This is a genomic window from Pseudomonas sp. DF11, assembly GCF_058148565.1.
On the sequence record NZ_JBYVYN010000001.1, the window covers coordinates 1,422,451 to 1,436,724 of the forward strand.

Annotated in this window: 13 protein-coding genes, 1 tRNA gene and 1 pseudogene; 5 read left to right on the forward strand and 10 right to left on the reverse strand. The window is 61.7% G+C overall.

Going from position 1 to position 14,274, the window contains the following annotated elements:
- Positions 1 to 147: 147 nt before the first annotated feature.
- Entirely contained in the window at positions 148 to 2,163 is a 2,016-nt protein-coding gene (gene uvrB / locus AC30D9_RS06105; RefSeq protein WP_053123488.1) for an excinuclease ABC subunit UvrB, read from the reverse strand.
- Between the two features lie 331 nt (positions 2,164 to 2,494).
- Here uvrB and AC30D9_RS06110 point away from each other — a divergent pair, with 331 nt between their 5' ends.
- Positions 2,495 to 3,691 (forward strand): amino acid aminotransferase, encoded by a 1,197-nt coding sequence (locus tag AC30D9_RS06110; RefSeq protein WP_134925114.1) that lies wholly within the window; start codon positions 2,495 to 2,497, stop codon positions 3,689 to 3,691.
- A 251-nt stretch (positions 3,692 to 3,942) separates the two neighbouring features.
- Here the strand turns inward: AC30D9_RS06110 and AC30D9_RS06115 are convergent, their stop codons facing one another.
- Positions 3,943 to 4,170, reverse strand: a complete 228-nt coding sequence (locus tag AC30D9_RS06115) for a hypothetical protein (protein WP_307571665.1) — start codon at positions 4,168 to 4,170, stop codon at positions 3,943 to 3,945.
- 234 nt (positions 4,171 to 4,404) lie between these two features.
- Here AC30D9_RS06115 and AC30D9_RS06120 point away from each other — a divergent pair.
- The 3 genes from AC30D9_RS06120 to AC30D9_RS06130 all read left to right on the forward strand — a co-directional run bounded on the left by AC30D9_RS06120 (position 4,405) and on the right by AC30D9_RS06130 (position 5,195).
- Positions 4,405 to 4,480: transfer RNA gene (locus AC30D9_RS06120), tRNA-Asn, on the forward strand.
- Positions 4,481 to 4,727: 247 nt separating this feature from the next.
- Positions 4,728 to 4,922: a hypothetical protein gene (locus AC30D9_RS06125; RefSeq protein ID WP_003203896.1), complete on the forward strand. Its 195-nt coding sequence runs from the start codon at positions 4,728 to 4,730 to the stop codon at positions 4,920 to 4,922.
- Between the two features lie 90 nt (positions 4,923 to 5,012).
- On the forward strand, positions 5,013 to 5,195 hold the full coding sequence (locus AC30D9_RS06130; protein WP_490143648.1) for a hypothetical protein: 183 nt from the start codon (positions 5,013 to 5,015) through the stop codon (positions 5,193 to 5,195).
- Here AC30D9_RS06130 and AC30D9_RS06135 read toward each other — a convergent pair.
- Positions 5,192 to 6,253: an AI-2E family transporter gene (locus AC30D9_RS06135; protein ID WP_134925118.1), complete on the reverse strand. Its 1,062-nt coding sequence runs from the start codon at positions 6,251 to 6,253 to the stop codon at positions 5,192 to 5,194. The two genes, AC30D9_RS06130 and AC30D9_RS06135, sit on opposite strands and share 4 nt — an antisense overlap.
- Positions 6,254 to 6,403: 150 nt before the next feature.
- Between AC30D9_RS06135 and trhP the strand changes: the two genes are divergently transcribed.
- Positions 6,404 to 7,741: a prephenate-dependent tRNA uridine(34) hydroxylase TrhP gene (trhP, locus tag AC30D9_RS06140; RefSeq protein WP_307571663.1), complete on the forward strand. Its 1,338-nt coding sequence runs from the start codon at positions 6,404 to 6,406 to the stop codon at positions 7,739 to 7,741.
- Between the two features lie 289 nt (positions 7,742 to 8,030).
- Here trhP and AC30D9_RS06145 read toward each other — a convergent pair whose 3' ends face one another.
- From AC30D9_RS06145 to AC30D9_RS06175, 7 genes and pseudogenes are all read right to left on the reverse strand, one after another.
- The gene (locus AC30D9_RS06145) at positions 8,031 to 8,852 is read right to left on the reverse strand and encodes a methyl-accepting chemotaxis protein (RefSeq protein ID WP_370873826.1); all 822 of its coding nucleotides are present in this window, start codon (positions 8,850 to 8,852) and stop codon (positions 8,031 to 8,033) included.
- Positions 8,853 to 8,888: 36 nt separating this feature from the next.
- A pseudogene (locus AC30D9_RS06150) lies at positions 8,889 to 9,851 on the reverse strand (cache domain-containing protein); the annotation flags it as partial.
- An 87-nt stretch (positions 9,852 to 9,938) separates the two neighbouring features.
- Positions 9,939 to 11,255 carry a Na+/H+ antiporter family protein gene (locus AC30D9_RS06155; protein ID WP_307572408.1) on the reverse strand — a complete coding sequence of 439 codons (1,317 nt, stop codon included), beginning with the start codon at positions 11,253 to 11,255 and terminating at the stop codon, positions 9,939 to 9,941.
- A gap of 272 nt (positions 11,256 to 11,527) precedes the next feature.
- Positions 11,528 to 12,841, reverse strand: a complete 1,314-nt coding sequence (locus AC30D9_RS06160; RefSeq protein WP_307571661.1) for a sensor histidine kinase — start codon at positions 12,839 to 12,841, stop codon at positions 11,528 to 11,530.
- The gene (locus AC30D9_RS06165) at positions 12,838 to 13,506 is read right to left on the reverse strand and encodes a response regulator transcription factor (protein WP_307571660.1); all 669 of its coding nucleotides are present in this window, start codon (positions 13,504 to 13,506) and stop codon (positions 12,838 to 12,840) included. Before AC30D9_RS06165 ends, AC30D9_RS06160 begins: the two co-directional genes overlap by 4 nt.
- On the reverse strand, positions 13,506 to 13,817 hold the full coding sequence (locus AC30D9_RS06170; RefSeq protein ID WP_134925124.1) for a PepSY domain-containing protein: 312 nt from the start codon (positions 13,815 to 13,817) through the stop codon (positions 13,506 to 13,508). Before AC30D9_RS06170 ends, AC30D9_RS06165 begins: the two co-directional genes overlap by 1 nt.
- Positions 13,817 to 14,125, reverse strand: coding sequence for a PepSY domain-containing protein (locus AC30D9_RS06175; RefSeq protein ID WP_134925125.1), 309 nt, complete (start codon positions 14,123 to 14,125; stop codon positions 13,817 to 13,819). The genes AC30D9_RS06170 and AC30D9_RS06175 overlap by 1 nt, the downstream gene beginning before the upstream one ends.
- Positions 14,126 to 14,274: the final 149 nt, after the last annotated feature.

Consider the following 14,274-nt stretch of genomic DNA (forward strand, 5'->3'; position numbering starts at 1 on the left):
GGCTCCAGTGAGAGCGGGATTTGTATGGTCAGCCGTTGGACCGAGTCGCGCCCATCGCGAGCAGGCTCGCTCCCACAGGGACCTCGACTCGGTCAAAATGTGGGAGCGAGCCTGCTCGCGATGAGGCCATTACAACCACTACAAACCTCAGACAGTCAGCAAGCGCTCGCGCAACTTGCCAATCTCGTCGCGCAACTGCGCCGCCGCTTCGAACTCCAGGTCCCGAGCCAGTTGGTACATCTTCTCTTCCAATTGCCGGATCCGCTTGGTGATTTCGCTTGGTGAGCGCAGTTCGGCTTCGTAGCGAGCGCTCTCTTCGGCGGCCTTGGCCATGCCCTTGCGCTTTTTGCTGCGCGAGCCTGGCACGGTGGCGCCTTCCATGATGTCGGCGACGTCCTTGAACACGCCCTTAGGGGTAATGCCGTTGGCCAGGTTGAAGGCGATCTGCTTGTCGCGACGGCGCTCGGTCTCACCGATGGCCCGCTCCATGGAACCGGTGATGCGGTCGGCATACAGAATCGCCCGGCCGTTGAGGTTACGCGCCGCGCGACCGATGGTCTGGATCAACGAGCGCTCGGAACGCAGGAAACCTTCCTTGTCGGCGTCAAGGATCGCCACCAGCGACACTTCCGGCATGTCCAGGCCTTCGCGCAGCAGGTTGATGCCCACCAGCACGTCGAAGGTCCCCAGGCGCAGGTCGCGGATGATCTCGACCCGCTCCACCGTGTCGATGTCCGAGTGCAGGTAACGCACCCGCACGCCATGGTCGGCCAGGTAATCGGTAAGGTCTTCAGCCATGCGCTTGGTCAGCGTGGTGACCAGCACCCGCTCCTCCACCGCCACACGCTTGGTGATCTCCGAGAGCAGGTCGTCGACCTGGGTCAACGCCGGACGCACCTCGACTTGCGGGTCCACCAACCCGGTCGGTCGTACCACTTGCTCGACCACCCGCCCGGCATGCTCGGCTTCGTAGTTGCCGGGGGTGGCCGAGACAAAAATCGTCTGCGGGCTCACGCTTTCCCATTCATCGAAGCGCATCGGCCGGTTATCCAGGGCCGATGGCAGACGGAAACCGTATTCCACCAGGGTTTCCTTGCGCGAACGGTCACCTTTGTACATCGCGCCGACCTGGGGCACGCTGACGTGGGACTCGTCGATCACCAGCAAGGCATCGGCCGGCAGGTAGTCATACAAGGTCGGCGGTGGCGCGCCCGCCGGGCGACCCGACAGGTAGCGCGAGTAGTTTTCGATACCGTTGCAGTAGCCCAGCTCCAGGATCATCTCCAGGTCAAAGCGGGTCCGCTGCTCCAGACGTTGGGCTTCCACCAGCTTGTTGTTCGACCGCAGGTATTCCAGGCGCTCCTGCAGCTCGACCTTGATCCCCTCGATGGCGTCCAGCAGGGTTTCCCGCGGCGTCACGTAGTGGCTCTTGGGGTAGAAGGTGAAGCGTGGCAGCTTGCGGATGACTTCGCCGGTCAACGGATCGAACGCGGAAATGCTCTCCACTTCATCGTCGAACAGCTCGATGCGGATCGCTTCGAGGTCCGATTCCGCCGGGTAGATGTCGATCACATCGCCGCGCACCCGGAACGTCGCCCGGGCGAAATCCATGTCGTTGCGGGTGTATTGCAAGTCCGCCAGGCGCCTGAGCAAGGCGCGCTGGTCGAGTTTGTCGCCGCGGTCCACGTGTAGCACCATCTTCAGGTAGGTTTCCGGGCTTCCCAGGCCGTAGATGCACGACACCGTGGTGACGATGATCGCGTCCTTGCGCTCCAGCAACGCCTTGGTCGCCGACAGGCGCATCTGTTCGATGTGGTCGTTGATCGAGGCATCCTTCTCGATGAAAGTGTCCGACGACGGCACGTAGGCCTCGGGCTGGTAGTAGTCGTAGTAGGAAACGAAGTACTCCACGGCGTTATTCGGGAAAAACGCCTTGAACTCACCGTACAACTGCGCCGCCAGGGTCTTGTTCGGTGCCAGTACCAGGGTTGGGCGCTGCACCTGAGCGATCACGTTGGCAATGCTGAAGGTCTTGCCCGAGCCGGTCACACCGAGCAGCGTCTGGTGCGCCAGCCCGGCCTCGATGCCTTCGACCATCAGGCGGATGGCTTCCGGCTGGTCGCCGGCGGGCTGGAATCGGGTGACTAGCTGGAATTCAGACATGACATAACCTCTGGGTTCATCCCTGTCGGCCAGCCGACAGGAACGAGAAAGACCGAAACGACTGATGCCGTCCGAGGAAAAAGCTGGGATGCACACAATGTGGAGGTGAATGCCTTCGCTTTCAAGACGAACGTCCTACACGCCTTGCAGACTTTGACGTGGAGAAGGGACTAACGGTCAAAAAAAATCGAAAATACTTACCGCAAAAGCCGAATCGCCTGTCGCCGTGCCGGGTGATGGCCTCTATACTAGCTCCCCGTTTGTGCACCGCTCTAGTGCATCCGGCTGGAGCGCGACACGTCCCCCTCACTCCATTCAGAGCCGCGCAATAATGAGCCTGTTTTCCGCTGTCGAATTGGCACCCCGCGACCCCATCCTGGGCCTCAACGAAGCTTTCAACGCCGACACCCGTACCAATAAGGTCAACCTGGGCGTAGGTGTTTACTGCAACGAGGAGGGGCGCATTCCACTCCTGCGCGCGGTTGTCGAAGCCGAGGCGGCTCGCGTGGCTCAGCACGTTTCCCGTGGTTACCTGCCGATCGACGGCATTGCCGCCTACGACCAAGCAGTGCAGACCCTGCTGTTCGGCAAGGATTCGCCGCTGATCGCCTCCGGTCGCGTCATCACCACCCAGGCCGTGGGCGGCACCGGCGCACTGAAGATCGGTGCCGACTTCCTCAAGCAATTGCTGCCTGACGCCGTCGTGGCCATCAGCGACCCGAGCTGGGAAAACCACCGCGCCCTGTTCGAAACCGCCGGCTTCCCGGTGCAGAACTACCGCTACTACGACGCCGCCACCCATGACGTGAACCGCAGCGGCCTGCTGGAAGACCTCAACGCCCTGCCCGAACGCTCGATCATTGTGCTGCACGCCTGCTGCCACAACCCGACCGGCGTGGACCTGAGCCCGCAGGACTGGAAAGACGTGCTGGCCGTGGTCAAGGCCAAGAACCACGTACCGTTCCTGGACATGGCCTACCAGGGCTTTGGCGACGGCATCGACGAAGACGCAGCGGCCGTGCGCCTGTTCGCCGAGTCGGGGCTGACCTTCTTCGCCTCCAGCTCGTTCTCCAAGTCGTTCTCGCTGTACGGCGAGCGCGTCGGCGCCTTGTCGATCGTCAGCGAATCGAAAGAAGAAAGCGCCCGCGTGCTGTCCCAGGTCAAGCGCGTGATCCGCACCAACTACTCCAACCCGCCAACCCATGGCGCCAGCATCGTCGCCGCCGTGCTCAACAGCCCTGAGCTGCGCGCACAGTGGGAAGCCGAACTGGCCGAAATGCGCCTGCGGATTCGCGGCATGCGCAACCAGATGGTAGACATGCTGGCCAAGGCCGCCCCGCAGCACGACTTCAGCTTCGTCGCACGCCAGAGCGGGATGTTCTCCTACTCCGGCCTGACCGTTGAACAAGTGACGCGCCTGCGCAACGAGTTCGGCATCTATGCCCTGGACACCGGCCGCATCTGCGTGGCCGCGTTGAACCAGAACAACATCGATGTGGTGACCAAAGCGATTGTTCAGGTGATCTGAAACTTTCGCGCTGGATGAAAAACGGGAAGCCATGGGGCTTCCCGTTTTTTTAAGCGTCACTACCAGGCCAGGTAACCCCCCAACCTGTGGCGAGGGGATTTATCCCCGCTGGACTGCGAAGCAGACCCAAGACAGTCAACTCAATCGGCCTGACACACCGGGTGGTCTGGTTTAGGGCCGCTTCGCGCCCCAGCGGGGATAAATCCCCTCGCCACAAACGCGTCTGGCCTGACACGCCTATTCAAACCAGGCTACAGCTCCGTCGCCCGCTGGCTCGCCGCATCGTCATAGATCACATACAACGACTCGGCAATCTGGCTCTTGATCGCCTTGGTGCTTTCCAGCCCCAGGACAAATCCTTCGGCCTTGCCAGCGGCGCGGTTCAGCTCTTCGGCGGTGCTGGCCTGGGTGATGGCGTCATACAGTTTCTCGGCGTGAGGCCCCACACCCTTGGGCAAACTGATCTGGGCGGTGCTCACAGGCACACCTTGGCGCAACAGGCTGTGTGAAGTGGTAACAGGTGGTTCATGGCGCGTACCTCAATGTCGGCGAATGGCCGGCAGCGCGTCCTGCCACTTCCGGGCGAGCATGGTAGCCCTCTCCCGCCATTGCGGTAACCGCAATCGTTGATTGATCGTCAATGGGCCCCAGGAATGCGCCACCCGGCAATAGACGCTTGACTTCTCTTTTCCAATCAGTAACATACGCGCCATTCCGCGATAGCTCAGTTGGTAGAGCAAGTGACTGTTAATCACTGGGTCCCTGGTTCGAGTCCAGGTCGTGGAGCCAGACAGCAACAGAAAAAGCCCCTGGATCGAAAGATCCAGGGGCTTTTTTGTGGGTGAAAAATAGTCCAGATGGCCGTATGAGCCTGCCCGAGGTCGCTGCCGGAACAATAATCCGGCGCCAAAAAGGCATTATGGTCCGGATCCTGCTTTCTTTTTCCAACCACCTGAGCTGTCACGTGAGCGTCATGACAGGGCCGCAAACTGGCACTGTCCGCCAACAACAGCTTCATAAAAACAAGGACGAAAGTATGCCCACGCAAAATCCCCATCGCATTGTCGGCCTGTGCACCTCCAGCAAGGTGTACAACGTGCTGACCGAACTCAAGCAACTGGAAGGCCACCGCAGCGCCAAATTCCTTTCGCTGCTGGCGGAAAACCTGGTGCGCAAGGGCCTGCTCAACGAGCAGGAAGTGGTGCACATGCTCGATTTGGTCGTCGATTGAGCGGCATCGATTCCTACTATTGAGCCGGTTGATTTTTCCTCATCCCCTACTGAGTCGTAAGGTAACCCCATCGTTTGATGGAGGTTTCCCATGCCCAAGGTTCAAATCATGTCTGTCATAGGCAGTGCCGTCCCCGCCCCACTCCGGGAGCGCGGTTTGCTGGCCTGCTGGTATCTGGTGCAGGACGGCGTGACCATCAGCGGCCCGCTGACTTCACTGCCCGCCGCCCAAGCCCTGTCGCAACGCATCGGCCCGTATGCGCTGAGCGCCTAGGGAAGTTGTATGCGCGGCGTACTTTCGACGAACAACGCCCAACATGACATGAACAGCGCGGCGATCAGCGGTCCGATCACGAAGCCGTTCAGCCCGAACACCGCCAGCCCGCCCAGGGTCGAGACCAGCACCATGTAGTCGGGCATCTTGGTGTCCTTGCCCACCAGGATCGGCCGCAGGAAGTTGTCCACCAGGCCAATCACGAACACCCCGAACAGCGTCAGCACCACGCCCTGCCAGATCGCCCCCGAGAGCAGGAAATACACTGCCACCGGTGCCCAGACGAGCCCCGCCCCCACCGCCGGCAACAGCGACAGGAACGCCATCAGTACCGCCCAGGGCAATACCGTCGGGATTCCCAGGATCCAGAAGATCAGCCCGCCCAGCGCGCCCTGGCTGATGGCGACCAGCAGGTTGCCTTTCACCGTGGCCCGCACCACCCGATTGAATTTCAATTGCAGGCGGCGTTTTTGATGCTCCCCCAAGGGAACAGCCGTGCGCACTTTGCGCACCAATTCCGGACCGTCGCGCAGAAAGAAGAACAGCAGATAGATCATCACGAAGAAGCTGACCAGGAACTGGAACGTGCCCTGGCCGAAACTGAAGGCCTGGGTGGCGAAGAACTCGCTGCCTTGCATCGCGCTCTTGACGATCTTGTCGCGCAAGCCGTTCAGGTTGCCCAGGCCGAAGCGGTCCAGCAGGTGCTGGAAGTACGGCGGCAAGGCATCCTTGAAGCGGGCCAGGTAATCGGCAATGTCCAGCTCGCCGCTTTCCAGGCTCTTGTACAGCGCCGCGCCTTCCTGGACCAATAACGTACTGATGATGATCACCGGCAGGATCGCGCTGACCACACAGATGCTCAACGTGAACAACGAGGTGACATTGCGGTGCCAGCCGAACCTCAACTGCAGGCGGCGTTGCATCGGGGCAAAGACGATGCCCAGGATCACCGCCCAGAACACCGCGCCGTAAAATGGCAGCAGAATCCAGATGAAGGCGACCGTGACCAGCACCAGGAGCAACATCTGGGCTTTGTTTTGCAGCATCTTTCGATTCATCAGCTTTCCATGTCCAAAGGCGGGATAAACATTAGTCATCCAGGACTCGCCGGAGTGCCTTCACGTTTGCGGCGCTGTACATTGACCCAAGTCAATAAGTCCCGACTCGCCCTGGCGTACCCTCCCCGCTTTTTGCGACCTGACCCCACCATGACCCTCGCCGCCCCCGAACTGCTGGCGCCCGCCGGCACCCTGAAAAACATGCGCTATGCCTTCGCCTACGGTGCCGATGCGGTGTACGCTGGCCAGCCGCGCTATAGCCTGCGGGTGCGCAACAACGAATTCGACCACGCCAACCTCGCCCTGGGGATCGCCGAGGCCCAGGCCATGGGCAAGCGCTTCTACGTAGTGGTGAACATTGCCCCGCACAACGCCAAGCTGCGCACCTTCCTCAAAGACCTCGAACCGGTGATCGCCATGGCGCCGGACGCACTGATCATGTCCGACCCGGGGCTGATCATGCTGGTACGCCGGCATTTTCCAGCGATGCCGATTCACCTGTCGGTGCAGGCCAACACGGTGAACTGGGCGAGCGTCGAGTTCTGGCAACAGCAGGGCTTGAGCCGGATCATCCTGTCCCGGGAACTGTCCCTGGAGGAAATCGCCGAGATCCGCGAGCAGGTGCCAACCATGGAACTGGAGGTGTTCGTCCATGGTGCGTTGTGCATGGCCTATTCCGGGCGCTGCCTGCTGTCCGGCTACTTGAACAAGCGCGACGCCAACCAGGGCAGTTGCACCAATGCCTGTCGCTGGAAATATTCGGCGCAACCGGCGGTGGAAAACGCCGTGGGCGACATCGTGCAAACCTATCAGCCCGAACCGACCCTGGGCCTCGGCGCGCCCACCGACCAGGTGTTTTTGCTCCAGGAAGCCAACCGCCCGGAAGACTCCATGCCGGCTTTCGAGGACGAGCATGGGACCTACATCATGAATGCCAAGGATCTGCGAGCGGTGCAGCACGTGGAGCGGCTGGCGCGCATGGGCGTGCATTCGTTGAAGATCGAGGGCCGGACCAAGTCGCACTTTTATTGCGCGCGCACCACCCAGGTCTATCGCCGGGCCATCGATGACGCGGTGGCTGGCCGGGAGTTCGATCGCAGCCTGATGACCGACCTGGAGTCCCTGGCCCAGCGTGGTTACACCGAAGGTTTTCTACGGCGCCACGTGCACGACGAGTACCAGAACTACCAGAACGGCAGCTCGGTGTCGGAGCGCCAGCAGTTCGTCGGCGAGCTGACCGGCGAACGCCGCGAACGCCTGGCCGAAGTGCGGGTGAAGAACCGTTTTGGCCTGGGCGATCACATGGAACTGATGACCCCCAAGGGCAACTTCCACTTCGACCTGCATCAGTTGCAGGACGTCAAAGGCCAGAGCATCGAGGTGGCGCCCGGGGATGGGCATGTGGTGTACCTGCCGATTCCGGATGCGGTGGATTTGCGGTTTGGGTTGTTGATGCGGGATCTGCGCGAGTCACCTGCCGGATCATGAAACTGTGGCGAGGGGATTTATCCCCGCCGGGCTGCGAAGCGGCCCCAAAAAAATCCAATACGGCTTACCTGATGCACCACGAAATCTACCTTGGGGCTGCTTCGCAGCCCAGCGGGGATAAATCCCCTCGCCACAATGGTGTATGACTTAAGTTGGCGGAACGACTTGCCCGGCAGAAACTGCCGAAGGCTGCGATCCTCCGCTTCCGATAGGGCCTGGTAGCCCAGGCGAAAACATCTGGATCGAAAGCGAAAGATCGCAGCCTTCGGCAGCTCCTGCTGCGGCGGGATCAGATCCGGAACTGCCCCACCAGTTGGCCCAGGCGCTGGCCCAGGTCGGCCAGGCTGCGGGAGGTCTGGGCACCGAGCTGGGTTTCATCGGCAACGCTGTCCACCGCCACGGCGATCTGATGCACGCTGCGGTTGATTTCTTCGGCCACCGCGGTTTGTTCTTCGGCAGCGCTAGCGATCTGGGCGTTCATCGAATTGATGGTGCCGATCAACTGCGCCATGGTGTCCAGGGAAGCACCCGCCTCGTTGGCCCGTTCCGAGGTACCATCGCCGGCCTCACTGGAACGACGCATCGCTTCCACCGCCGCATGGGTGCCTGATTGCAAGCGGTCGATCATGCCCTGGATTTCCTGGGTGCTCTGCTGGGTCCGACTGGCCAGGGCCCGCACTTCATCGGCCACCACCGCGAATCCACGCCCCGCTTCCCCGGCACGCGCGGCCTCGATGGCGGCGTTGAGGGCCAGCAGGTTGGTCTGCTCGGCGATCGAACGAATCACCCCGAGCACACTGACAATCGAAGCCACGTCCTGCTGCAGGCTGTCCAGGGACACGCCGCTGCTGCGAATATCGTTCACCAACGCATGAATCTGCTGGATGCTGCCAGCCACCACGCGCTTGGCCGACTGCCCTTCCTCGTCGGTCTGCTGGGCCGCGACAGCGGCACCCTGAGCGCTGCGGGCGACTTCCTGGGCGGCCGAGGACATCTCGTTGATCGCCGTGGCGACCTGATCGGTTTCGTGACGCTGGCGTTCCATGGCCTGTTCGGAGCGCTGGGCCTGTTCGGAAACCTGTGTCACCAGCCCGGTCAGTTGGGACGTCATCTCGGTGATCTGCCGCACCAGGCCGTGGATCTTGTCGACAAAGCGGTTGAAGGAACCGGCCAGTTGGCCGAGTTCGTCCTGGCTGGTGATGGCCAGGCGCCGCGTCAGGTCGCCCTCGCCGGCGGCGATGTCATCGAGGTTGTCTTTCATCAAGTGCAGCGGCCGCAGAATGGTATTGGCCAGCACGATCCCCACCACCGCGATCACCAACAACACCACGGCGGCGATCCCGACAATGCTCAGCACCACGCCTTGCAGACGCTCATGGACCTTGGTTTCCACCAACGCCACCTGGGCTTCGATGCCGTCCAGGTTGACCGAGCTGCCGACCGCCATGTCCCACTTGGACAAATATTCGGTGTAGCCAAGCTTGGGCACCAGGTCCTTGCTGCCGGGCAGCGGCGAGCTGTATTCCAGGTAATGCGTCCCGTCCTTGGCGACTTTCACCAGGTCACGGTTGACGTAGACACCGTTCGGGTCGCGGTTGTCCTTGAAACTCTTGCCCACGCCATCGGGGCTGTTGGCCTTGAACAGACGAATGGTTTCGGAGTCGTAGCCGAAGAAATAGCCGTCCTTGCCATAGCTGATATTCGACAGCAGCTTGATCGCCTGGGCACGCGCTTCGTTATCACCGGGCGCGGCTGCGTCGTATAACGGCTTGATGGCCGTCAGCCCCACCGCCACGTAGTTCTGCAACGTAGCCTTGGCCTCGCTGAGCAGGCGTTCGCGGGTCTGCTGGACCTCTTTGACAGCCTGTTCCTGCAGAATGAATGCCGTGGTCAGGCTGATGATCACAGCGGACAACAATACAGGCAGTACTGCCAGGGACAGGACTTTAGCCTTCAGGCTCAGGCGCATGCTGTTCACTCTTTTTGGTGTTATTGGCGTGGTTAGCTGTATTAACGGCAAGGCACGGCAAAACTGTAGGACAAAGTGAACAAGGCTTGAGGGAGGGATTGAACCTGGAGGGTCCCATCGCGAGCAGGCTCGCTCCCACATTGGATTGAGGTGTTCACAGATGTTGTGTCCACTGCAAGTCCCCTGTGGGAGCGAGCCTGCTCGCGATGCAGGCAACGCCGTCTCGGATTACAACACCATCGCCGCCACCCAACCAAACGCCAGCAACGGCAGGTTGTAGTGGATGAAGGTCGGGACCACGGTGTCCCAGATGTGATGGTGCTGGCCGTCGATGTTCAGGCCGGAGGTCGGGCCCAGGGTCGAGTCCGAGGCGGGCGAGCCGGCATCGCCCAGGGCGCCGGCGGTGCCGACGATGCAGACGATTGCCAGCGGGCTGAAGCCCAGTTGCAGGCACAGCGGCACGAAAATCGTCGCCAGGATCGGCACCGTGGAAAACGACGAGCCGATGCCCATGGTCACCAGCAGCCCCACCAACAACATCATCAGCGCACCGATGCCCTTGTTGTGGCCGATCCAGGCCGCCGAGGCTTCCACCAGGCCCTGGACTTCACCGGTGGCCTTCATCACTTCGGCGAACCCCGAGGCGGCGATCATGATGAAGCCGATCATCGCCATCATCTTCATGCCTTCGGTGAACAGGTCGTCAGTCTCGCGCCAGCGCACCACCCCCGACAGCGAGAAAATCAGGAACCCGACCAGGGCGCCGATGATCATCGAGTCCACCAGTAGCTGCACCGCGAACGCCGCCGCCACCGCAAACCCGGCCACCATCAGGCTCAGCGGGTTGTAGCGCACCGCCACTTGCTCGACCCGGGCGATTTTCTTCAGGTCGTAGACACGCTTCTTGCGATAGGAGAACAACGACAACAGCAAGCCGAACACCATGCCCAGCGCCGGAATGCCCATGGCATGGGTGACATTGATACCGCTGACGTCCACGCCGCTGCGGGCGATGTTGGCCAGCAGGATTTCGTTGAGGAAGATATTGCCGAAGCCCACCGGCAGGAACATGTAGGGGGTGATCAGGCCGAAGGTCATGACGCAGGCGATCAACCGGCGGTCCAACTGCAACTTGGTCAGCACATAGAGCAGTGGCGGCACCAGCAGCGGGATGAAGGCGATATGGATCGGCAAAATGTTCTGGGAGGCGACCGCGACCGTTCCCAGCAGGCCGATCAGGACCCACTTGACGCCCGAGCCGCCGGCGGCATCCTGGCGATCCACCAGGGCCAGGGCTTTGTCGGCCAGGGCATGGGCCATGCCGGACTTGGCAATCGCCACGGCGAAGGCTCCGAGCAAGGCATAAGACAACGCCACCGTCGCACCGCCACCCAGGCCGGCATTGAACGCCTTGAGCGTCGCCTCGATCCCCAGGCCGCCTGTCAGGCCACCCACCAACGCGCCAATAATCAGCGCGATCACCACATGCACGCGGGACAGGCTGAGCACCAGCATGACGCCTACCGCGGCAATTACTGCATTTATCATCGTTACCTCAAAGCACAGCGATGGAAAGCCACCGGACAAAAAGGTCGCGACTTTGCAGCAAGCGGCGGCAAGCTGCAAGGGCCGTGGGGCGGGTTTTCACAAGGTTTGCAGTCACCACAGACCAATGTGGGAGCGAGCCTGCTCGCGATAGCGGTCTGCCAGTCGACATTGATGTGGCTGACCCAACGCCATCGCGAGCAGGCTCGCTCCCACAGGGGCCAAGCCAGACAGAGAATCTGTGGCACGGCTATAAAGGGTTAGCGCAGACATCAGCGCTTGGGCAACTCGATCACGACCTTCAACCCACCCCACTCACTGTCGTCCAACGCCAGCAGGCCGCCCCAGGTGTCGACGATATCCCGCACGATGCCCAGGCCCAGGCCGTGTCCATCGGTCTGTTCGTCCAGCCGCGTGCCCCGGCTGAACACTTGGTCGCGGCGGTCCTTGGGGATGCCCGGGCCGTCGTCCTCCACCGCCAGGCTGAAGCCCTCGGCCGTTTCGGTCATGGTCAGGCGTACCTCGGCGTCGGCCCATTTGCAGGCGTTGTCCAGCAGGTTGCCGAGCAATTCCAACAGGTCCTCACGGTCCCAGGGCAGGTGCATGCCTGGCGGGGCGACGTAGCTCAGGTGCAGGTGTTCGCCGTGGATCATGTTCAACGTGGCCAGCAATCCTGGCAGTTCGGCGTCGCAGTCCAGGTGCGCACCAGGCAACGCATCGCCGGACAGGCGGGCGCGGTTGAGTTCGCGGTTCAAGCGCTGCCGGACTTGCTCCAATTGCTCGAGCAACAGCTTGCGCAGCTCGGGATACGGGTCGAGCTTCTCGTTCGACGCCAGGCTTTGCAGCACCGCCAGCGGGGTTTTCAAGGCATGACCGAGGTTGCCCAGGGCGTTGCGTGAACGTTTGAGGCTGTCTTCGGTGTGGGCCAGCAGATGGTTGATTTGCGCCACCAGCGGTTCCAGCTCCCGTGGCACCTGTTCGTCGAGTTGCGAACGTTGCCCGCGCTGCAACTGGGCAATCTGCTCCCGGGCCCGGTCCAGCGGACGCAAGGCGCGGCGCACGGTGATGCGTTGCAGCAACAGAATCAGCAGCAGCCCCGCCAACCCCAGCCCGAGGCCAACCTGCTGCATCCTTCGGAAACTGTCACGCACCGGCGTGTAGTCCTGGGCCACGCTGATGGAAATCGCCTGGCCCAGCCGCCGGTAATCGGTACGCAGCACCAGCAGCTTCTGGCCCTCGGGGCCCAACTGCAGGTTGCTGTGCAGGCCTGGGTGATCGAGCCGGGGCAACTCCTGGTCCCACAGGGAACGGGAGCGCCAGTGCACATCGGCGAAATCGATGCGGAAATAGTGCCCGGAAAACGGCCGCTGATAGGCCGGCGACAAACGTCGCTCATCCAACTGCAAACCCTGCGGGCCACGTACCAGGGCCACCAGCAGGTTCTCGCTGTCGTTGCGCAGCCCGGCTTCCAGATAGCGCTGCAAACCCAGTTCGAACAGCCACAGACTGGTCTGCGCCAAGACCAGGCCGACCACCACCATCACACCAATCAGGCCCAGGCTCAGGCGCCGCTGGATGGATCTCACTGCGCCTGCCCGCCGAACAGGTAACCCTGGCCGCGACGGGTTTCAATGACGCTGCGCCCCAGCTTGCGCCGCAGGTGATTGACATGGACTTCCAGCACGTTGGAGTCGCGCTCGGTCTCACCGTCGTACAGGTGTTCGGCAAGATGACTTTTGGAAAGGATCTGCTCGGGATGCAGCATGAAATAGCGCAACAGACGAAATTCGGCGGCCGTGAGCTGGATGTCGGTGCCGTCGCGGACCACGCATTGCCGCCCTTCATCCAAGTGCAGCCCGGCCGCCTTGAGCGTCGGCTGGTTGACCTGGCCATGGGAACGGCGCAGCAGCGCCTGGACCCGCAGGTGCAGCTCTTCGGGGTGAAAAGGTTTGGTCAGGTAATCGTCGGCCCCGGCCTTGAGGCCTTCGATACGTTCGGCCCAGGAGCCGCGCGCGGTGAGGATCAGCACTGGTGTGGCCAGGCCGCCGGCACGCCATTGGGCCAGCACCTCGAGCCCCGGCACACCCGGCAGGCCGAGGTCGAGGATGATCAGGTCGTAAGGCTCGCTGCTACCTTGATACACCGCGTCGCGACCGTCGGCCAGCCAATCGACGGCATAGCCCTGTCGTGTCAGCCCGGCCATCAATTCGTCGGCCAGGGGAACGTGATCTTCCACCAGGAGCAGGCGCATCAGTCTTCCTTATCTTTGAGTAAGCGGCCAGTCGCGGCTTCCAGGTCCAGTTCGCGCACGACACCGTCGGTATCCAACAGCTCGACCTCGTAAATATAGACGCCGTGCTTTTCTTCCAGCTCGGCCTCGAGCAGCTTGGCGCCGGGGTGAAGATCCAGTGCCTGCTGGAGCAAGTGCTCCAACGGCAGGATCACGCCTTGCTGGCGCAGTTGCAGGGCCTCGTCCTGGTCCAGGTCCCGGGCCACGGCGAGCGAACAAAACGCCAACAGCGCCAACGCCCATCGACTATGGGCGCGCAGATTAAGCTTCATTACGTATCCTGATGATTCTTGAGTACCTCGCCGTTGGTGGCGTCCAATTCCAGGTCCCACTCAATGCCCTTCGTATCGCGCAGATCCACCTGGTAAATGTACCTGCCGTAATCCTCTTCCAGTTCGGTATTGGTCAAGGTAGCGCCAGGGTGTTTGGCCAGGGCAATGGCGTCGAGTTCTTCAGTGGACAGAATGGTACCAGCGTCTCGCAGTTTGCGGGCTTCGTCGTTGTTGAGGTCTCGTGCGTGAGCCAGGCCAGCGCCGAGGGCCATGAGGGTCGCGATGAAAAAGGCAGTCAGGCGGTTCATGGATTGTCTCCTTTTTATAATCTTTGCGGGGGGACTGTATCGGGGCGAACTTAACTGAAACTGAATTGCCATCATTGAACACAGATCAATGTGGGAGCTTGCTCGCTCCCACAGGGTTTTGTGTCGCTATAATCGTTCGCTTGTTTGCC

Bases quoted from the DNA above. Each gene is read 5' to 3' on its own strand.
- uvrB (WP_053123488.1), bottom strand. From the start codon at position 2,163: ATGTCTGAATTCCAGCTAGTCACCCGATTCCAGCCCGCCGGCGACCAG.
- AC30D9_RS06110 (WP_134925114.1), top strand. From the start codon at position 2,495: ATGAGCCTGTTTTCCGCTGTCGAATTGGCACCCCGCGACCCCATCCTG.
- AC30D9_RS06125 (WP_003203896.1), top strand. From the start codon at position 4,728: ATGCCCACGCAAAATCCCCATCGCATTGTCGGCCTGTGCACCTCCAGC.
- AC30D9_RS06130 (WP_490143648.1), top strand. From the start codon at position 5,013: ATGCCCAAGGTTCAAATCATGTCTGTCATAGGCAGTGCCGTCCCCGCC.
- AC30D9_RS06135 (WP_134925118.1), bottom strand. From the start codon at position 6,253: ATGAATCGAAAGATGCTGCAAAACAAAGCCCAGATGTTGCTCCTGGTG.
- trhP (WP_307571663.1), top strand. From the start codon at position 6,404: ATGACCCTCGCCGCCCCCGAACTGCTGGCGCCCGCCGGCACCCTGAAA.
- AC30D9_RS06145 (WP_370873826.1), bottom strand. From the start codon at position 8,852: ATGACGTCCCAACTGACCGGGCTGGTGACACAGGTTTCCGAACAGGCC.
- AC30D9_RS06165 (WP_307571660.1), bottom strand. From the start codon at position 13,506: ATGCGCCTGCTCCTGGTGGAAGATCACGTTCCCCTGGCCGACGAATTG.
- AC30D9_RS06170 (WP_134925124.1), bottom strand. From the start codon at position 13,817: ATGAAGCTTAATCTGCGCGCCCATAGTCGATGGGCGTTGGCGCTGTTG.
- AC30D9_RS06175 (WP_134925125.1), bottom strand. From the start codon at position 14,125: ATGAACCGCCTGACTGCCTTTTTCATCGCGACCCTCATGGCCCTCGGC.